An 18,742-nucleotide genomic window follows, 5' to 3' on the forward strand; every position below is an offset into this window, starting at 1 on the left:
CATGAACGAACAGCCCACTAACGGTCAACCCCAGGATGACAGCACCCACACCATCAGTTGGGTGAGCTACATACTGCATCTGCTGGTGGCCGTCAGTGCCATCGTGCCGGGTGCGCAAATCGGCCCGGCGTTGCTGCTGGTGGCGCTGGTCATTGATCTGGTCAAAAAAGGCGATGCGCACGGCTGGGAGGCCACGCATTTCAGTTTTCGCATCCGTACCGTGCTGTGGGCGGGCTTGCTGTATCTGCTGACTTTGCCCTTGTGGTTTTTCTTTGTGTTTCCAGGTTGGCTGGCCTGGGTGGCCATCTCCATCTGGTTTTTGTACCGCATCGTGTTGGGCATGGTGCGTCTGAACGGGCAACGCCCCGTGACGGACTGAAGCCTGCTGATTTTTTTACCCCATCTCACCATGACCGACGACCACTGTATTTTTTGCAAAATCATTGCGGGCAAGATCCCATCGCGCAAAGTGCATGAAGACGAACATGTGTTCGCTTTCCATGACATTGCCCCTTGGGCACCGGTCCATTTCCTGATCATTCCCAAATTGCACATCCCGTCCATGGCGCAATTGGCGCCGGAGCATGCGGGCTTGATGGGGCACATGATGACTTTGGCCCCCAAACTGGCCTTGCAAGCAGGCTGCAAGCCTTACCCTGAGGGGGGCTTTCGCATCGTGGTCAACAACGGCGCTGAAGGGGGGCAAGAGGTACACCACCTGCACATGCACGTCATGGGTGGACCACGGCCCTGGCTCAGGGCTTGATGCAAGCTTGAAAACAAGGCCGTCGGCCTCAATTCCTTGTTGGATCAAGGCAGATCGGGTTCGGGGGGCGTGAACCCTTAGAATCCAGCAACTACGTTAGGAGATTTCCATGGGTTCATTTTCTATTTGGCACTGGCTGATCGTGTTGTTGATCGTGGTCATGGTGTTCGGCACCAAGAAGCTCAAAAACATGGGCTCAGACCTGGGTGGTGCAGTCAAAGGTTTCAAAGACGGCATGAAAGAAGGCGGCACCAAGCCTGAAGAGGGGGCGCCTGTCGCGGGTCAAGTGGCCTCTTCAGTTCAGTCTGAAAAAACCACCATCGACGTTGAAGCCAAGACCAAGTCTTGATGCCTGACCGCCTGATCGTTGCCTTGTGCTGGATTTAAGTTTTTCCAAAATGGCCCTGATCGGCGTGGTGGCGCTGGTCGTCATCGGCCCCGAAAAGTTGCCCAAAGTGGCTCGCACGCTGGGTGCTTTGCTGGGCAAAGCCCAGCGCTATGTGGCCGATGTGAAGGCCGAGGTCAACCGGTCCATGGACCTCGAAGAGCTCAAGAAAATGAAAGAGACCATGGAGACGGCGGCCCGCGATGTCGAGCAGTCGGCCCAGACCACGGCGTCAGACTTTGAAAAAGACTGGGCCGACACCACGGCGGGTTTGGCACAAGACTTGCCCGAACTTGAGACGCCGCCACCCAGCTACAAGCATCCGGAAAAAAATTGGCGCCTCAAAAGAGGTGCGATGCCCCAGTGGTACAAAGCCCGTTCCGGGGTGCGTACCAAAGCACTTTCAGGCGCGGCACGCGTGGCCCGTTACCGGCCCAAGTCCCTCAATTCTGTGTGATGCCAGCGCACCCCGGTGCGCGCCGTCCAACCGACCTCTTCATGTCCGATACCCCATCCCAGCCCGACGACGAACTCAAAGGTTCCGAGCAACCTTTCGTGGCGCACCTGATCGAACTGCGCGATCGCCTGATCTGGGCCGTGGCTGCCGTGGCGGTGGCGGCTGCAGTGCTGGCCATATTCCCTGGGCCCGGTAATTTGTACGACATTTTGGCTGCGCCCTTGGTGGTGCATTTGCCCAAAGGGGCAACGCTGATCGCCACCTCCGTCATTTCGCCATTCATGGTGCCCCTCAAAATTTTGCTGATGGCAGCCTTTTTGATTGCATTGCCCGTGGTGCTTTACCAGGTGTGGGCCTTCGTGGCGCCAGGCCTTTATGCTCACGAGAAGAAACTGGTGATGCCCCTGGTGGTGTCCAGCACCTTGCTGTTTTTCATTGGCGTGGCGTTCTGTTACTTTTTTGTGTTCGGTCAGGTGTTCAGCTTCATCCAGAGCTTTGCGCCCAAAAGCATCACCGCTGCGCCTGATATCGAGGCGTATTTGAGCTTTGTGCTGTCCATGTTCCTGGCCTTTGGCCTGGCTTTTGAGGTGCCTGTGGCGGTGGTGGTGCTGGCCCGGATGGGCGTTGTCACCGTTCAAAAGCTCAAGGATTTCCGGGGCTACTTCGTGGTGCTGGCTTTTGTGATTGCCGCTGTGGTCACCCCCCCCGACGTGGTGTCTCAACTGGCATTGGCCATCCCGATGTGTTTACTCTACGAGTTGGGCATCTGGGCTGCACAAATTTTCATCAAGCACACACAGCCGCCAGCAGAGCCCGAAGGGACCGCCTGATCTGCAGGCTTTCTAGCGCCGGGGCTTGTTGGCAGCGGGTCGTTCACCTGGGGTCAGGCTCAGATTCACTTCACCTTGTCGACGCCAGATGTTCACCTGGGCGGGTTCACCCGGCTTCAGGCTGGCTACCTGGGTCAACAACTCGGCCACATTGCGCACGGGTTGCCCAGCCACTTTGACGATCACGTCGCCAGGGCGGATGCCCGCATTGGAAGCGGGCCCGTTTTTGAGCACACCGGTGATCACGACGCCAGCCGGCAAGGCCTGGCCCGTCTTGGGCAATTGAAAGCTTTCAGCCAATTCGGGCGACATGTCCTGGGGCTCGACCCCTATCCAACCCCGGATGACTTTGCCGTTTTTCAGCAAATCCTGCATGACTTGTTTGGCCGTGGAGATCGGAATGGCAAAGCCGATGCCCATGTTGCCGCCAGAACGCGAATAAATCGCGGTGTTGATGCCCATCAGGTTGCCATTCACATCGACGAGCGCACCGCCCGAGTTGCCCGGGTTGATCGCGGCATCGGTCTGGATGAAATTTTCGAAGGTGTTGATGCCCAACTGACTGCGGCCCAAAGCGCTGACAATGCCCGATGTCACGGTTTGACCCACACCAAATGGGTTGCCAATCGCCAGCACAACATCCCCAACTTCGAGGTCTTGGGTTTGACCTAAAACGATGACAGGCAATTTGTCGAGCTGGATTTTGAGCAGGGCCAAGTCGGTGTCGGGGTCTGTGCCAATGACTTTGGCCGCAGCGCGCCTGCCATCTGCCAGCACGACCTCGATGTCGTCTGCGTCTTCGATCACATGGTTGTTGGTCAGAATATGGCCTTCGGGGCTGACGATGACGCCACTGCCCAAGCCTGCGGGGTTTTGTTCTTCTTGCTCACCATAGAAAAATTTGAACCAGGGATCCTGGCTTTGGGGGTTCTGGGTTTTGGCTTTGCTGGTGTTGATGCTGACAACGGCAGGAGAAGCCATGCGGGCGGGGGCGCTCAGACTGCCTGCAGGGCGGTTCAGGGGCGAACCTGCCGGTGCCTGCAGCAAGGTCATGCCATCGGCAGATCGCTGCGCGCCGCGCAGCCATGAGGGCTGGAGGGTGGCGACCACAAACCAGACCGCCAGCAGGACGGTCACCCATTGGGAAAATAAAAGCCAGTAACGTTTCATGGTTACACATTCTCCTTGATTCACAGTCATGCTCAGGTGCCTTGCGCCACAATACCTGTCCAAGCCCCTAAACACGCCGCCATGACCAATGCCAAAACTCTGGGCCAGGCCTTTGATGTCCTGCTCCAACCCGATAAATTCCGCGATTACGGACCCAATGGCCTGCAGGTCGAGGGCGACCGCGAGGTGAAGTTGCTGGTCAGCGGTGTGACCGCCAGTCGGGCCCTGATTGAAGCCGCCATTGAAGCCCAAGCCGATGCCATTTTTGTGCACCACGGCTTGTTCTGGCGAGGCCAGGATGGGCGCATCGTCGGCTGGATGCGCGAACGCCTTCGCTTGTTGCTGACCCATGGCATCCATCTGTTTGCCTACCATTTGCCACTGGATGCCCACCCTGAATTGGGCAACAACGCCCAATTGGGTCGCCTGCTGGGTTGGCAAGCCGATGGTCGATTCGGTGATCAAGACCTGGGTTTTTTGGGCGTCAGCACACAGCCCTGGTCGAGGCCGCAGGCCCTGGCCGATCACGTGTCGGCTGTTCTTTCGCGCCCGGTGACCTGCGTTGGCGACATGGGTCAACAGGTTCGTCGCGTGGCATGGTGCACTGGCGGTGCACAAGGCTACTTTGAAGCGGCCATTGCCCAAGGTGTGGACGCTTTCATCACCGGTGAAATTTCAGAACCCCAAGCCCATTTGGCCAGAGAAACCGGCGTGGCCTTCCTCGCTTGCGGTCACCATGCCACCGAGCGCTACGGCGCACCTGCCGTTGCAGCCAGAGTGGCGCAAGACTTGGGTTTGCAACACCGCTTTATTGACATTGACAACCCTGCGTGAATCGCTCCGGCATGACTTCTGAACCCGATCTGTTAATGGCCCGAATTGAGCGACCCATCGCCATCACGCCAGGCGATCCCTGCGGCATCGGCCCTGAAATCATTGCCCGTGCATGGTGTTGTGCGCCGAAATCGACCCAGGGCTGTTTTGTGGCGGGCGATGTAGGCCTGATGCGCCGGGCCATGGCCTTGGTGCAGACCGTGCCGGCGTTTCCTGTTTGTGAAATCCAGACCCCTGCAGAGGCCATGCATGTACCGCCTCGCTGCTTGCCCGTGTTGCAAGTGGTGCCTGAGGCCCCCGCTTTGTCCTGGGGTAGGGTTGATGCACGTGCCGGGCAATTGGCGGGCGATGCGGTTTTGTGGGCCACGCGCGCGGCTTTGCGGGGTGAGGTTGCCGCGTTGGTCACGGCGCCTTTGCACAAAGAAGCGCTGCATGCTGCAGGGGCACCTTACGACCAATACCCGGGCCACACCGAGTTGCTGCAGGCCGAGGCGGCCCGGCATATGGGTGTGCCCTTGGCGCAAATGCCCGTGCGCATGATGCTCGCCAACGACGAATTGCGCACTGTGCTGGTGAGCATTCATGTGTCCTTGCGCGACGCCTTGGAGGCCATCACAGTCGAGCGGGTCTTGCAAACCTTGCGCATCACCGACGCGTCATTGGGGGTGATCTTGGGCCGGAAACCGCGCATTGCTGTGGCTGGCGTCAACCCGCACGCAGGGGAGGGTGGCTTGTTCGGGCAGGAAGAAATCGAGGTTTTGCAGCCCTGCCTGGCCATTGCCAGGAAAGAAGGGCTGGATGTTCACGGCCCCTATGCACCGGATACGGTTTTCATGCGCGCGCGCCAGCAGTCCGATGGTCGGCGTGAATTTGATGTGGTCATTGCCATGTACCACGACCAAGGCTTGATACCGGTCAAGTACCTGGGGGTGGAGCAAGGGGTGAATGTGACCCTGGGGTTGCCCTTGGTCAGAACCAGCCCCGACCACGGCACGGCGATGGACCTGGCAGGCAAAGGCCTGGCCGATGCCCGCAGCATGGTCCAGGCCATTCGCATGGCCCGCCAAATGATCCAGAGCGTCGGCTGACCGGAAGGGCTGCTTCAGCCTTTGTTTTTCAGGCTGTCTCGAATCTCACGCAGCAATAAAACATCTTCGGGTGTGATCGGCGCAGCCTCAGGGGCTGCAGCTTGGGGTGCGGATGCACTCAACCGGTTCATCTGGCGGATCATCAAAAAGATGATGAAGGCCAGGATGGTGAAGTTCAAGGCCACCGTGACGAAACTGCCATACGCAAACACGGCCCCCAGTTTTTTGGCTTCGAGCAAAGACAAGCCTGCGGTTTGCCCTGCCAGTGCCAGGTAATAGTTTGAAAAATCCAGCCCCCCAAAGGCCTTGCTGACCAGCGGCATGATCAGGTCACCCACCACAGAGTCAACGATTTTGCCAAAAGCGCCGCCAATGATCACGCCGACAGCCAGATCGATGACATTTCCTTTTACGGCAAAAGATTTGAATTCTTGAATAAATGACATATCAGTGACTCCAAAAAATGAATACATTGCGCTAATTGTGAGGCATCAGTGTCACAGCAGAGTTCTTGTAAGTCAGTGGGTTGTTTCACTCCGCTACAATCCAAGGCTGACCCTGATAACGACCCGCTAGAGGATTCCCATGAGTGACACCCCAGTCGACAACAGCAAACGGACCTGGCTGATTGCTTCCGGTTGCGCAGGTGCCGTAGGCGCTGGCTTTGTGGCCACCCCCTTCGTCAGCAGCTTCCAACCTTCTGAACGAGCCAAAGCGGCCGGTGCGGCCGTCGAAGTTGATATTTCCGCCTTGAACCCGGGCGAAAAGTTGACCGTCGAATGGCGCGGCAAACCTGTATGGATCATGAAGCGGACTCCCGAGCAGCTGGAGTCCCTCAATAAAATCGAGGGTCAATTGGCCGATCCGGCTTCTGCACGCACGGCATACCCCACACCCGATTACGCCAAGAATGGCCACCGCTCGATCAAGCCCGAGATCATGGTGGCTGTGGGCATTTGCACCCACTTGGGCTGTTCGCCCGGTGACAGGTTCGCCACAGGATCGCAGCCCTCATTGCCCGATGACTGGACTGGCGGCTTTTTGTGCGCTTGCCATGGCTCGACATTTGATCTGGCAGGCCGCGTGTTCAAGAACAAGCCGGCACCTGACAACCTCGAAGTGCCACCGCACATGTACTTGTCTGACACCAAATTGATCATTGGCGAAGACAAGAAAGCTTGATGGAGACTGACATGGCTCAATTCAAAGAAATTTCTCCGAACGCCCCCGCAGGCGAAAAGCTGCTCAACTGGGTGGACAACCGTTTCCCGGCTTCCAAGCTGTACAAGGACCATTTGTCCGAGTACTACGCATCCAAAAATCTGAATTTTTGGTACGTGTTTGGCGCGCTTTCGCTTTTGGTCCTGGTGATTCAGATCGTGACCGGTATTTTCCTGGTCATGCACTACAAGCCGGACGCAGCGCTGGCCTTTGCCTCGGTCGAATACATCATGCGCGACGTGCCTTGGGGCTGGCTGATCCGCTACATGCACTCCACGGGCGCTTCTGCCTTCTTCATTGTGGTGTACCTGCACATGTTCCGTGGCCTGATTTATGGCAGTTACCGCAAACCCCGCGAGCTGGTCTGGATTTTTGGTTGCGCGATTTTCTTGTGCCTGATGGCTGAAGCCTTCATGGGTTATCTGTTGCCCTGGGGCCAGATGTCCTATTGGGGTGCTCAGGTGATCGTGAACCTGTTCTCCGCCATTCCTTTTATCGGCCCTGATCTGGCCTTGCTGATCCGTGGTGACTTCGTGGTGGGCGATGCCACGTTGAACCGATTCTTCAGCTTCCACGTGATCGCAGTGCCGCTGGTTTTGTTGGGTCTTGTGGTGGCCCACATCATTGCTCTGCACGAAGTCGGCTCCAATAACCCAGATGGTGTCGAGATCAAAGCACCCGGTGCGCCTAAAGATGCCCAAGGCCACCCCCTTGACGGCATTCCTTTCCACCCTTACTACACTGTGCACGATATTTTGTCGGTCAGTGTATTTTTGATGGCGTTCACTGCGATTGTGTTTTTCGCCCCTGAGTTCGGTGGTTATTTCCTCGAATACAACAACTTCATCCCGGCCGATCCGCTGACCACGCCATTGCACATCGCCCCTGTCTGGTACTTCACGCCGTTCTATTCGATGCTGCGCGCCATCACCAGCGAAATGATGTACGTGCTGATCGCTTGTGTCGTGATCGGCGCTGTGCTGGCTGTTGCCAAAGGCAAGTTGCCCACCCTCTTCAAGAGTGCCGTGATCGGTTCGGCAGTCGCGTTGGCCGCCATGATGCTGGCCATTGATGCCAAGTTCTGGGGCGTGGTGGTGATGGGTGGTGCGGTCATCATCCTGTTCTTCCTGCCTTGGCTGGACAACAGCCCGGTCAAGTCGATCCGATACCGTCCTGACTGGCACAAGTACTTGTATGCTGTCTTTGTGATCAACTTCTTGATCCTGGGCTACCTGGGGGTCCAGCCGCCATCACCAATCGGTGAGCGCGTTTCCCAAGTCGGCTCTCTGTTTTATTTCGGCTTCTTTCTGTTGATGCCTTGGTGGAGCAAGCTGGGTACGCCCAAGCAGGTTCCTGACCGCGTGGTCTTCACGCCTCACTGAGATCACGGAGATTCAAGAACATGAGAAACCTCAAGAAACTCGCACTGGGCTTTGTGATAGCCCTGGGTCTGATGGCCAATGCCCACGCCGCTGGTGGTGGCCTTGCATGGGACAAAGCCCCCAATAAAACAAACGATCTGGGCGCATTGCAAAACGGTGCCAAGCTGTTTGTCAATTACTGCCTGAACTGCCACTCGGCTGCTTTCATGCGTTACAACCGATTGAAAGACATCGGTTTGACCGAGCAGCAAATCAAGGACAACTTGCTGTTTGCCACCGACCGCGTTGGTGACAACATGAAAGTGGCACTGGACCCTGTGTTGGCGAAGGACTGGTTCGGCAAGAACCCACCTGATTTGACCTTGATGGCCCGTTCCCGCTCGGGCCATGGCGGTACAGGTGCCGACTATCTGTACACCTACTTGCGCACTTATTACCGGGATTCGACCAAGCCCACCGGCTGGAACAACTTGGCCTTGCCCAACGTGGGCATGCCTAACCCATTGTGGGAGTTGCAAGGTGAGCGCGAGCCTATTTTTGAAGACAAGGAAGAGCATGGTCATAAAGTCCAGATCTTCAAAGGCTGGAAACAAACCAAGCCCGGAACAATGACACCCCTGCAATACGACCAGGCCATCGGTGACCTGGTGGGTTACATGCAGTGGATGGCCGAGCCAGCCCAAAATACCCGTGTTCGCATTGGTGTCTGGGTCCTGATTTTCTTGTCAGTATTCACCTTTATCGCTTGGCGTTTGAATGCCGCGTATTGGAAAGACATCAAGTAATTGATCTTCCACCCGGCAGTATTGTCGGGTCTTGTGGAGTGGTAGGTCTTAGCGGCCTCCCACTCTTTTTGATTTTTTGAGGAGCCTCCGCCATGATGGTGCTTTATTCCGGAACCACTTGTCCTTTTTCCCATCGTTGCCGCTTTGTGCTGTTTGAAAAAGGCATGGACTTCGAGATCCGTGACGTGGACCTTTACAACAAGCCCGAAGACATCAATGTGATGAATCCGTACGGCCAGGTGCCGATTCTGGTGGAGCGTGATTTGATTCTGTACGAGTCGAACATCATCAATGAGTACATCGATGAGCGTTTCCCGCACCCCCAATTGATGCCCGGTGACCCGGTTGACCGTGCTCGCGTGCGCCTGTTCTTGCTGAATTTCGAGAAAGAGCTGTTTGTACATGTGCTGACCCTTGAAAACCGAGCCCTCAAAGGTAACGACAAAGCCCTGGAAAAAGCCCGCGCGCACATTCGCGATCGCTTGACCCAACTGGCCCCGGTGTTCCTGAAAAACAAGTTCATGCTGGGCGACAATTTCTCGATGCTTGACGTCGCGATCGCACCCTTGCTCTGGCGTCTCGATTACTACGGCATTGAACTCAGCAAGAACGCTGCGCCTTTGCTCAAATACGCCGAGCGCATCTTTTCGCGTCCTGCCTACATTGAGGCATTGACTCCTTCTGAAAAGGTCATGCGCAAGTAATCTCGGTTGGAGCCAATGATGATCAGTGCCACCGAATTGCCTTCCACCCGACCTTATTTGATCCGGGCTCTGTACGATTGGTGCTCCGAAAACGGCTTCACGCCTTATGTGGCTGTCAAGGTGGACAACTCGGTTCAGGTGCCCCGTGAATATGTTCAGGGTGGCGAAATCGTTTTGAACGTCAGCATGGACGCCACCAGTTCGCTCAAACTGGGCAATGAATTCATTGAGTTCAAAGCCCGTTTTGGGGGCAAGCCACGCGACATCATGGTGCCCATCCAACGGGTCATGGCCATTTATGCGCGCGAAAATGGCCAAGGCATGGCTTTCCCCGTCAGCGATGACGATGCTTCTTCGTCCACAGCCACGTTGTCTGCCGTGAATGTTCAAGAATCCGCTGTGGATGAGGGCGATGAACCAATGCCGCCAACATCCCCTGCTCGTCCCACCTTGAAGCGGATCAAATGAAAAAATTAAAAGCCGCTGGCCCCAGAGACGGTCTCTGGGCAAGTTAGAATCTATCCCGTGCCGCTTTAGCTCAGTTGGTAGAGCACCCGCCTTGTAAGCGGTAGGTCGTCAGTTCGAATCCGACAAGCGGCACCACAAACCTGAAAAGGCCCTGATTAAAAACCAGGGCCTTTTTTATGGATTGCGCGCAAGTGAGCCACCTAAAAGAGGCGGCTAACCCGCTCGGTTTTGGACCTTGATGCGGATTGAGGTGACATGCAGATCCTTTTGCGCCAAATGGGCCTGCAAGGCGGGCACCAGTTGGCGCAGTTTGGCGGCCACCGCATTGGAACTGACGAGGAGGCACCAGCAACCATCTTCGATCGGCCCAGCCTGAACACTGGCCCGCAGCGGCGCTGGCAGCAGGTTTGAAATGGCTTTCAAGCGCGTAGATGAAGCCCGGACAAGGTCGGCCAGCCGTGCAAAAGTTGGTGACTCTTGAGCGGCTTGGTGCAAGGGAATGGCTTGGTGGCGTCTTTGCATGGCTGTAAATTGGTTCAAGCATTATCCGGCAGCGAACAGGGCTTGAAACCTGACCCCCAAAACAGGCTGTTCCAGAGGCTAAAATCATCCAGTTAGGCTGGCGCCTGTGGCGGCCAGCTGGGGGCGGTGTTTAACACCCCGCTGGCCCGGTTTTCCGTGAACCCTTTAACTTGACAGGACAGACGGTCTGTTTTCGGCCTGAGGCTGAGGATGGATCTTGCAGACATGGCCATCCCATTCCTCACTAAAATTTTTGGCAGCCGAAACGACCGCCTGCTCAAGCAATACCGCAAAACGGTGGAGCGTATCAATTCACTGGAAGCCGGACTGGAGTCGTTGAGCGACGATGAATTGCGAGCCAAGACCCAGAGTTTCCGGGATCGGTTTGCTGCCGGTGAAACACTCGATGCCCTGCTGCCCGAAGCCTTTGCCGTTGTTCGTGAAGGCTCCAAGCGGGTCATGAAGATGCGGCACTTCGATGTCCAGCTGTCTGGTGGCATTGCCTTGCACAACGGCAAGATTGCCGAAATGCGAACAGGCGAGGGCAAAACCCTGACCTCCACATTGCCCGCTTACCTGAATGCATTGGCTGGTAAGGGCCTGCACGTCGTCACCGTGAACGATTACCTGGCCAGCCGCGATGCCCGCTGGATGGGCAAGCTTTTCAACTTCCTGGGCATGTCTGTCGGCATCAACCTCGCGCAAATGTCGCGTGAAGAAAAGCAGGCGGCTTACAACTCGGACATCACCTACGGCACGAACAACGAATTCGGTTTCGACTACCTGCGCGACAACATGGTCTACGAAGCCCATGACCGTGTGCAGCGCCCCTTGAATTACGCCATCATCGATGAGGTCGACTCGATCCTGATCGACGAAGCCCGTACCCCTTTGATCATCAGCGGCCAGGCCGAAGACCACACGGCCACCTACTTGTCGATGAAGCAGGTTGTGCCTTTGCTCACACGTCAAGAAGGCGAAGCTGATCCGCGTACCGGTGAAGGCATCATCACCCCTGGGGACTTTACGCTGGATGAAAAATCACACCAGATTTTCCTGACCGAGCAAGGCCACGAAAAGGCTGAAGCAGTGCTGGCACAAATGGGCCTGATTCCTGAAGGCGCCAGCCTCTATGACCCTGCCAACATCTCGCTGATGCACCACCTGAACGCTGCTTTGAAAGCGCAGCATCTGTACCACCGGGACCAGCACTACGTGGTTCAGGAGGGCGAGATCGTCATTGTGGATGAGTTCACAGGGCGCTTGATGACCGGTCGCCGCTGGAGCGATGGCCTGCACCAAGCGGTGGAAGCCAAAGAGGGTGTGCAAATCCAGGCAGAGAACCAGACGCTGGCGTCGATCACCTTTCAAAATTACTTCCGCTTGTACAACAAGATGGGCGGCATGACGGGGACTGCCGACACCGAGGCGTATGAGTTTCAGGAAATTTACGGTCTGGAAACCGTGGTCGTTCCGCCGCACCGTAAAAGCCAGCGTGAAGACCAGCTTGATCGTGTCTACAAGACATCGCAAGAGCGCTATGCGGCCGCCATTGCGGATATTCGGGAATGCCACGAGCGCAAACAACCCGTGCTGGTGGGCACCACGTCGATTGAAAACTCCGAGTTGATTTCGCAGTTGCTCACGCAAGCCAATTTGCCGCACCAGGTCCTCAACGCCAAGCAACATGCCCGCGAGGCAGACATCGTGGCACAAGCGGGCAGCCCCGGCATGATCACGATTGCGACCAACATGGCGGGTCGCGGCACCGACATTGTGTTGGGTGGCAACATCGAAAAAGATATCCAGGCGGTTGAAGCCGATGAAAGCTTGCCTGAAGATGCGCGACAGACCCGCGTGGCGGAACTGCGTGAGCAATGGAAAGTTGTGCACGAGCAGGTCAAGTCTTTGGGCGGCCTGCGGATCATTGCCACCGAGCGGCACGAGTCACGACGCATCGACAACCAGTTGCGTGGTCGGTCCGGTCGTCAGGGTGACCCCGGTTCATCGCGCTTTTACCTGAGTCTGGACGACCCGCTCATGCGCATTTTTGCGGGTGATCGCGTGCGCGCCATCATGGATCGACTGAAGATGCCCGAAGGCGAGGCCATCGAAGCAGGCATCGTGACGCGCAGCATCGAAAGCGCCCAGCGCAAAGTGGAGTCGCGCAATTTCGATGTCCGAAAACAATTGCTGGAATATGACGACGTGTCGAACGACCAGCGCAAGGTGATCTACCAGCAGCGCAATGACATTCTGGATGCAAAGGAGCTGAACAGTCAGATCGCAGCCCTGCGTGAAGGGTGTTTCACAGACCTGGTTCGCCAGTATGTCCCCGCTGAATCGGTCGAGGAGCAATGGGACCTGACCAGCCTCGAGAAGGTGCTGGCTGAAGAGTGGTTGCTTGACCTGCCTTTGAGCGAAAAAGTGCAAGCTGCCAGCGCGATCACCGACGAAGAAATCCTGGAACTGGTGGTGGCCGCAGCCAACACCCATTTCCAGGCGAAGCTCGATGGCGTGGGTGCTGAAAGCTTCACATCGTTTGAACGCATGGTGTTGCTGCAAAGCATCGACACGCATTGGCGGGAACACCTGAGCGCGCTTGATTACCTGCGTCAGGGCATCCATTTGCGTGGATATGCCCAAAAGCAGCCCAAGCAGGAATACAAGCGCGAGGCCTTTGAGTTGTTTGGCCAGTTGCTTGATGCCGTCAAAAATGAGGTCACCCGCACCCTGATGACGGTGCGCATCGACTCGGGTGATCAGATTGAACAGGCGGCCCAGGACATCGAAGAGCGCGCAGAGCACATCAGCAACGTGACCTACAGCGCCCCTGATGAGTCGGGTCAGCCGCAAACGGTATCCGCTGATTTGGCCGGCCTGCAGAAAGCTTGGGGGCCTGTGGGGCGCAATGAGCCGTGCCCTTGCGGCAGTGGTAAAAAATTCAAACAATGCCACGGCAAACTTGCCTGAGTTTGTTGCACGCATGAAACGGGCTTCGGCCCGTTTTGTTTGTCGATGGCCTGAATCGATTTTCTGTTTTTCCGAAGGACCGCCATGCCTGTGAATTTGCCACCACTGGACCCCGCACAATTGCGCCCGATCGCGGGTGTACGGATCGGCATCGCCGAGGCCGGCGTGCGCAAAGCCAACCGCAAGGACTTGACGGTTTTTTTGCTGGACCCGGGTACCAGTGTGGCGGGCGTGTTCACCCGCAACCGATTTTGTGCTGCGCCCGTTCAGGTGTGCCGACAGCACCTGGCCGCAGGCCACGCTGTGCGTGCCTTGGTCATCAACACCGGCAACGCCAACGCGGGCACCGGCGCGCCAGGCATGGCCCATGCGAACCAGACCTGTGCGGCACTGGCCAGCTTGCTGCACTGCACGGCCGAGCAGATCCTGCCGTTTTCGACGGGCGTGATCATGGAGCCGCTGCCAGTTGACCGCATCGTGGCCGGATTGCCTGCGGCGTTGTCCGATGCGCAAGTCGCCCACTGGGCCAAGGCCGCCGAGGGCATCATGACCACCGACACCGTGCCCAAAGCGGCCAGCGTGCAGGTGCAATTGGGGGATCGAACGGTCAGCATCACCGGCATCAGCAAGGGTGCTGGCATGATCCGCCCGAACATGGCCACCATGCTGGGTTTTATAGCCACTGATGCGTGCATCGATCCTGCTTTGTTGCCTGAACTGGCCAGAAAGTTGGCCGATGGGTCGTTCAACCGCATCACCATCGATGGCGACACCTCGACCAACGACTCGTTCATCTTGATCGCCACGCACCAGGCGGGTCACAGCCCCATCACATCGCTGGACAGTGCAGACGGAAAAATGCTGGTCAATGGCTTGATGCAAGTGGCTCGCCAACTGGCCCATGCCATCGTGCGCGATGGCGAAGGTGCCACCAAGTTCATCACCGTTCAGGTGGAAGGCGGTCGCACAGTCGAGGAGTGTCTGCAGGTCGCGTATGCGATTGCCCATTCGCCTTTGGTGAAAACCGCCTTTTTTGCCAGCGATCCCAATTTGGGGCGCATTTTGGCGGCGGTGGGTTATGCGGGCATTGACGACCTTGACCAGGGCCTGATCGAGTTGCTCCTGGACGATGTGCATGTGGTGTCCAAGGGCGGACGCCGCGCCGAATACCGCGAAGAAGACGGTCAGCGCGTCATGAAAGGCAGCGAGATCACCGTGCGTGTGGGCCTGGGCCGTGGTGCAGCCAGCGACACTGTTTGGACCTGCGACCTGAGCCACGAATACGTCACCATCAACGCGGATTACCGTTCATGACACCCTCTTCCAGTTCAGCCCTCGATCAATTGCTGGCCAAAGTCAGCCAATTGGTGGACCGCATCGAGTCGGTCCTGCCTCAACCCCTGTCAGCACCCGATTGGTCTCAGGCGATTGCCTGGCGCTACCGCAAGCGCTCATCTGGCCATGGCGTGCTGGAGCCAGTGCGCCACGTGGCGCCCATGGCACTGGATGACCTGAAGGAAATTGACGACCAAAAAGAAAAACTGCAACGTAACACCGAGCAATTTGTGCACGGTCGCTCGGCCAATAACGTCCTGTTGACGGGCGCTCGCGGTACCGGCAAGTCCTCCCTCATCAAGGCCTGCCTGAACACCTATGCCCCACAGGGCCTGCGCCTGATTGAAGTGGACAAGGAAGACCTGATCGACTTGCCCGACATCATCGAGGTGGTGGCCGGGCGCGATGAGAAGTTCATTGTGTATTGCGACGACCTGAGCTTTGATGACGGTGAGCCAGGCTACAAGGCCCTCAAGTCCATTCTGGATGGCACTGTGGCGGCATCGACCCCCAATGTGCTGGTCTATGCCACCAGCAACCGACGCCATCTTTTGCCCCAATACATGAGCGAAAACCTCACCTACAAGCACACCGACGATGGTGAGGTGCACCCGGGTGAAGGGGTGGAGGAAAAAATCTCGCTGTCCGAGCGCTTTGGCCTCTGGATCAGCTTCTACCCTTTCTCGCAAGACGAGTACCTGCAAATTGCCAGCCAGTGGCTCAGCGCCATGGGTGCCACGCCCGCGCAAATTGCTGCAGCCCGCCCTGACGCCTTGTTGTGGGCTCTGGAGCGTGGTTCGCGCAGCGGTCGGGTCGCCTACCAGTTTGCACGCGACATGATGGGACGCGAATCGGGCCTTGCATGAGTGCAGGTCTGTTGGTGGCCGACGGCGATCGCCAGCGCGAAGCACTGAGCCCAGGCCAGGCCGAACGTGCTGTGGTCGATGTGGCGGTCGGGGTATTGCTGCAAGCCGATGGGCAGTTTTTGCTGACTTCTCGCCCTGAGGGCAAGGTCTACGCAGGCTATTGGGAATTTCCGGGTGGCAAACTCGAAGTGGGTGAGTCGGTCGAGCAAGCCTTGCGCCGGGAATTGCATGAAGAGTTAGGTATCACGATCGGCCAGGCGCAGGTCTGGAAAACCCAGATGGTCGATTACCCGCACGCTCTGGTGCGTTTGCACTTTTGCAAAGTGTGCGATTGGCAAGGTACTTTACAAATGCGCGAGGGCCAATCACACGCATGGCAGACTTTGCCCGTCGCGGTGGTGCCTGTTTTGCCCGGCACGATTCCGGTGCTGGCTTGGTTGGCCGAGGAGCAGGATTTCACGGGTGCCACGCACGCCTGAAACCCGAAAGATGAAGGCCTGTTGCAGTGGCCTGTTGCAAGGGCCTATTGAAGGCGCGGATCGCCAAAAGGCTCATCCGGGGGCGTTTCGTCGGGCAGTTTGAATTCTTCGCTGGCCCAGGCGCCCAGGTCGACGCCTTTGCAACGGGCGCTGCAAAATGGGCGATAAGGGTTGTGGCGGCTGTAAAGACTCAGGCCCGCGCAGGCTGGGCATCGCACTTTGCGGGGTTTGAAGGCTTCAGGCTGGTTGGCGTCGCTCATGCGCACAAAGACATCTCGAAGGGCACATCACCGGTGGTCGCCACCAATTTGCCATCGCTTTGCTGGCGCATCATCCGGATGACCACCAACAGTCGGTTGCAGCTGATTTCGGGGGTGATGCCCAGGGCTGGATCAATCTTCAGGCGCAGCAGCTGAAACGTACGTCCCTGGGGCAGGTTTTGTTGCAGTTGCCCGGCTGTGGCCATGACTTTTTGGCTGCTGCCGGATTCACGCAGCATTTGCAGCAGCAACTGAATGGCTTTGGCCAAAGGCGCAAAAGGTGCGACCCACTGCGCCAAGTCGTTGGCTCGGCTGCTTGCCTCGTGGTGCTGCCAGGCGTAATAGGCGGGCAGATCAAATTCACAAGTGCCGCCAGGGATGACAGCGCGGCTGCGCAAGGCCATCAGGAAGTCGTTGTCATTGAGGCTTTGGCCAATTTTCCCGCTGACCTGGTTGAGCGACTCAAAGTGCCCATCCAGTTGGGCGATCAGTCCGTCGAGGGCTTTTTCGGAGATGGCCGGGTTGCCGCGGTAGCCGTTGTACAGCTGCTTTTGGCGTTCCAGGTCTTTCAGGACGTCCGACTTAAGCTCTGAGCGCGATGCCACTTCGATGATTTCGAACAAAGTGGTCAGCGCGAAATGATGGTCGACCGCCTCAGAACGGGCCATCAACAGGCCCAGGCGGTTGAACAGTTGTTGCAAGCGCAGGTAGGTGCGGATGCGTTCGTTAAAAGGGTATTCGTACAGTATCACGCGGCTTCTTCCAAGTCCGCCATCATAGCCCGAAGTCAGAGGCCACTTGAGCCACTTGGGCCTCTAATTCGGCCAGACGCAAGCCTTGGTTGTAGATCACCACATCGGCACAGGCCAGTCGTTGGGTTCTGCTGGCTTGTAAAGCGATGATGCGGTCAATTTCCTCTGGCGCCAAACCACTGCGGGCCATGACCCTTTGTTTTTGCGTAGGGGCATCACAGTCGACCACAACCACCCGGTCAAGCTGCCTGCGCCAGCGCTCGCCCGACTCCACCAGCAGTGGCACATCAAACACCAGGCAGTTCTGACCGCTTTGCAGTGCTGCCTGCGCTTGTTCAGCGGTGATCAGGCTGACCAGGGGGTGAATGATGGCTTCGAGCTGTTTTTTGGCATCCGCATTGTTGACGATCAGCGCGCGCATGGCTTGCCGATCCATGGCGCCATCAGCATCGACCATGTGCGATCCAAAGACCTGGCTTATCTGGGCAGTGGCACGCCCGCCCGGGGCGGTCAAGTTGCGCGAAATCGCGTCAGCGTCGATCACTGCAGCGCCGCGGGCTGCCAGCATGCCTGCCACGGTGCTTTTGCCGCTGCCTATGCCACCGGTCAGGCCGATGCGCCAAATACGCTGAGAGTTCATGGTTAAAAAGGCATCCAGGGCAGGTGGCCAAAGGCCATCACCCACAAACCGGCCAAGGCCAAAAAGGGGCCAAACGGAATATAGCCGTCTTCAGGCATGCGCTGACGCATGCGCAGCCAGAGTCCACCGGCAATGCCAGTGAGGGATGCGATCAGAACCAGTGACAGCAGTGCAGGCCAGCCCAGCCAAGCCCCCATTGCCGCCAGCAGTTTGAAGTCGCCTTGGCCCATGCCCTCTTTGCCTGTGACCCCCTTGAACAGCCAATAGACAGACCACAAAAACAGGTAGCCCGCTACGGCACCCCAAATGGCCGTGCTCAAACTGATGTGACTCAGCCCCAAGGTAGCCGCCAACAAACCCGACCACACCAAAGGTTGAGTGATGGCATCGGGCAGCAAACGGGTGTCCGCATCAATGGCTGCGAGCGTCACCAAGGCTGCCGCAAAGCCTGCCCAGGCCAAGGCGGTGCCGCTCAGGCCGTATCGGTAAAAGCTCCAGGCAAACAAGACTGCGGTGAACAGCTCGATGGCGGGGTAACGCCAGCCAATCGGGGCCTGACATTGTCGGCAACGGCCTTTGAGCCCTAGGTAGCTGAACACGGGAATATTTTCAACCCATGACAGGGTATGACCGCAATGTGGGCAGTGAGACCTGGGAACGGCGATGTTGTAAGGCTTGGGTGGCGGCAGGCCGGCGCCGGACTCTGCATCGGCCCATTGCGCCTCCAGCATGCGTGGCAGGCGGTGAATGACCACGTTCAGAAAACTGCCCACCACCAAACCCAGGGCCACCACCCCACTCCACATGATTGAATCGTTGACCATT

At 57.5% G+C, this 18,742-nt stretch carries 23 protein-coding genes and 1 tRNA gene; 17 read left to right on the forward strand and 7 right to left on the reverse strand.

The window, feature by feature from the left end:
• Window position 1 precedes the first annotated feature (1 nt).
• The 5 genes from B9Z45_RS12000 (at window position 2) to tatC (ending at window position 2,438) form a co-directional block, all read left to right on the forward strand.
• A complete protein-coding gene (locus tag B9Z45_RS12000; RefSeq protein WP_108407460.1) occupies window positions 2-379 on the forward strand; it encodes a hypothetical protein in 378 nt (125 codons plus the stop codon).
• Between the two features lie 30 nt (window positions 380-409).
• Window positions 410-766, forward strand: a complete 357-nt coding sequence (locus B9Z45_RS12005; protein WP_108407461.1) for a histidine triad nucleotide-binding protein — start codon at window positions 410-412, stop codon at window positions 764-766.
• Window positions 767-875: 109 nt separating this feature from the next.
• The gene (gene tatA, locus B9Z45_RS12010) at window positions 876-1,115 is read left to right on the forward strand and encodes a Sec-independent protein translocase subunit TatA (RefSeq protein ID WP_108407462.1); all 240 of its coding nucleotides are present in this window, start codon (window positions 876-878) and stop codon (window positions 1,113-1,115) included.
• A 25-nt stretch (window positions 1,116-1,140) separates the two neighbouring features.
• A complete protein-coding gene (gene tatB, locus B9Z45_RS12015) occupies window positions 1,141-1,608 on the forward strand; it encodes a Sec-independent protein translocase protein TatB (RefSeq protein WP_108407463.1) in 468 nt (155 codons plus the stop codon).
• A gap of 41 nt (window positions 1,609-1,649) precedes the next feature.
• Window positions 1,650-2,438 carry a twin-arginine translocase subunit TatC gene (gene tatC, locus B9Z45_RS12020; protein WP_108407518.1) on the forward strand — a complete coding sequence of 263 codons (789 nt, stop codon included), beginning with the start codon at window positions 1,650-1,652 and terminating at the stop codon, window positions 2,436-2,438.
• A 12-nt stretch (window positions 2,439-2,450) separates the two neighbouring features.
• Here the strand turns inward: tatC and B9Z45_RS12025 are convergent, their stop codons facing one another.
• The gene (locus B9Z45_RS12025) at window positions 2,451-3,608 is read right to left on the reverse strand and encodes a S1C family serine protease (RefSeq protein WP_108407464.1); all 1,158 of its coding nucleotides are present in this window, start codon (window positions 3,606-3,608) and stop codon (window positions 2,451-2,453) included.
• A gap of 81 nt (window positions 3,609-3,689) precedes the next feature.
• Here B9Z45_RS12025 and B9Z45_RS12030 point away from each other — a divergent pair, with 81 nt between their 5' ends.
• Both B9Z45_RS12030 and pdxA read left to right on the forward strand, forming a co-directional pair.
• A complete protein-coding gene (locus tag B9Z45_RS12030) occupies window positions 3,690-4,442 on the forward strand; it encodes a Nif3-like dinuclear metal center hexameric protein (protein WP_108407465.1) in 753 nt (250 codons plus the stop codon).
• Window positions 4,443-4,453: 11 nt separating this feature from the next.
• Window positions 4,454-5,530, forward strand: a complete 1,077-nt coding sequence (gene pdxA, locus B9Z45_RS12035; protein ID WP_233252186.1) for a 4-hydroxythreonine-4-phosphate dehydrogenase PdxA — start codon at window positions 4,454-4,456, stop codon at window positions 5,528-5,530.
• Between the two features lie 14 nt (window positions 5,531-5,544).
• On the opposite strand, the gene mscL is transcribed toward pdxA, so the two are convergent.
• Entirely contained in the window at window positions 5,545-5,976 is a 432-nt protein-coding gene (mscL, locus tag B9Z45_RS12040; protein WP_108407467.1) for a large conductance mechanosensitive channel protein MscL, read from the reverse strand.
• Window positions 5,977-6,115: 139 nt separating this feature from the next.
• Here mscL and petA point away from each other — a divergent pair, with 139 nt between their 5' ends.
• From petA to B9Z45_RS12070, 6 genes are all read left to right on the forward strand, one after another.
• On the forward strand, window positions 6,116-6,712 hold the full coding sequence (gene petA / locus B9Z45_RS12045) for a ubiquinol-cytochrome c reductase iron-sulfur subunit (protein ID WP_108407468.1): 597 nt from the start codon (window positions 6,116-6,118) through the stop codon (window positions 6,710-6,712).
• 11 nt (window positions 6,713-6,723) lie between these two features.
• A complete protein-coding gene (locus B9Z45_RS12050) occupies window positions 6,724-8,133 on the forward strand; it encodes a cytochrome bc complex cytochrome b subunit (protein WP_108407519.1) in 1,410 nt (469 codons plus the stop codon).
• Between the two features lie 20 nt (window positions 8,134-8,153).
• Complete coding sequence (locus B9Z45_RS12055; protein ID WP_108407469.1) at window positions 8,154-8,918, forward strand: cytochrome c1; 765 nt, start codon at window positions 8,154-8,156, stop codon at window positions 8,916-8,918.
• A 92-nt stretch (window positions 8,919-9,010) separates the two neighbouring features.
• On the forward strand, window positions 9,011-9,622 hold the full coding sequence (locus tag B9Z45_RS12060; RefSeq protein WP_108407470.1) for a glutathione S-transferase N-terminal domain-containing protein: 612 nt from the start codon (window positions 9,011-9,013) through the stop codon (window positions 9,620-9,622).
• An 18-nt stretch (window positions 9,623-9,640) separates the two neighbouring features.
• Entirely contained in the window at window positions 9,641-10,090 is a 450-nt protein-coding gene (locus tag B9Z45_RS12065; RefSeq protein ID WP_108407520.1) for a ClpXP protease specificity-enhancing factor, read from the forward strand.
• Between the two features lie 59 nt (window positions 10,091-10,149).
• Window positions 10,150-10,225, forward strand: a tRNA-Thr gene (locus tag B9Z45_RS12070).
• Window positions 10,226-10,303: 78 nt separating this feature from the next.
• Here B9Z45_RS12070 and B9Z45_RS12075 read toward each other — a convergent pair.
• Window positions 10,304-10,612 (reverse strand): DciA family protein, encoded by a 309-nt coding sequence (locus B9Z45_RS12075; protein ID WP_108407471.1) that lies wholly within the window; start codon window positions 10,610-10,612, stop codon window positions 10,304-10,306.
• A gap of 225 nt (window positions 10,613-10,837) precedes the next feature.
• On the opposite strand from B9Z45_RS12075, the gene secA reads away from it, so the two are divergent.
• From secA to B9Z45_RS12095, 4 genes are all read left to right on the forward strand, one after another.
• The gene (gene secA, locus B9Z45_RS12080; RefSeq protein WP_108407521.1) at window positions 10,838-13,585 is read left to right on the forward strand and encodes a preprotein translocase subunit SecA; all 2,748 of its coding nucleotides are present in this window, start codon (window positions 10,838-10,840) and stop codon (window positions 13,583-13,585) included.
• A gap of 84 nt (window positions 13,586-13,669) precedes the next feature.
• The gene (gene argJ / locus B9Z45_RS12085) at window positions 13,670-14,899 is read left to right on the forward strand and encodes a bifunctional glutamate N-acetyltransferase/amino-acid acetyltransferase ArgJ (protein WP_108407472.1); all 1,230 of its coding nucleotides are present in this window, start codon (window positions 13,670-13,672) and stop codon (window positions 14,897-14,899) included.
• Window positions 14,896-15,786 (forward strand): ATP-binding protein, encoded by an 891-nt coding sequence (locus tag B9Z45_RS12090; protein WP_108407473.1) that lies wholly within the window; start codon window positions 14,896-14,898, stop codon window positions 15,784-15,786. The genes argJ and B9Z45_RS12090 overlap by 4 nt, the downstream gene beginning before the upstream one ends.
• Window positions 15,783-16,265 (forward strand): NUDIX domain-containing protein, encoded by a 483-nt coding sequence (locus B9Z45_RS12095; protein ID WP_108407474.1) that lies wholly within the window; start codon window positions 15,783-15,785, stop codon window positions 16,263-16,265. The genes B9Z45_RS12090 and B9Z45_RS12095 overlap by 4 nt, the downstream gene beginning before the upstream one ends.
• Before the next feature lie 44 nt (window positions 16,266-16,309).
• Here the strand turns inward: B9Z45_RS12095 and B9Z45_RS12100 are convergent, their stop codons facing one another.
• From B9Z45_RS12100 to B9Z45_RS12115, 4 genes are read right to left on the reverse strand one after another with little or no spacing between them, the layout of a single operon-like run.
• A complete protein-coding gene (locus B9Z45_RS12100) occupies window positions 16,310-16,525 on the reverse strand; it encodes a DNA gyrase inhibitor YacG (RefSeq protein WP_108407475.1) in 216 nt (71 codons plus the stop codon).
• Complete coding sequence (gene zapD, locus B9Z45_RS12105) at window positions 16,522-17,277, reverse strand: cell division protein ZapD (RefSeq protein ID WP_108407476.1); 756 nt, start codon at window positions 17,275-17,277, stop codon at window positions 16,522-16,524. Before zapD ends, B9Z45_RS12100 begins: the two co-directional genes overlap by 4 nt.
• 22 nt (window positions 17,278-17,299) lie before the next feature.
• Window positions 17,300-17,917, reverse strand: coding sequence for a dephospho-CoA kinase (gene coaE, locus B9Z45_RS12110; protein WP_108407477.1), 618 nt, complete (start codon window positions 17,915-17,917; stop codon window positions 17,300-17,302).
• Between the two features lie 2 nt (window positions 17,918-17,919).
• The gene (locus B9Z45_RS12115) at window positions 17,920-18,741 is read right to left on the reverse strand and encodes an A24 family peptidase (protein WP_108407478.1); all 822 of its coding nucleotides are present in this window, start codon (window positions 18,739-18,741) and stop codon (window positions 17,920-17,922) included.
• Window position 18,742: the final 1 nt, after the last annotated feature.

The sequence above is a fragment of the Limnohabitans sp. 2KL-17 genome (assembly GCF_003063415.1).
Lineage (GTDB): Bacteria > Pseudomonadota > Gammaproteobacteria > Burkholderiales > Burkholderiaceae_C > Limnohabitans_A.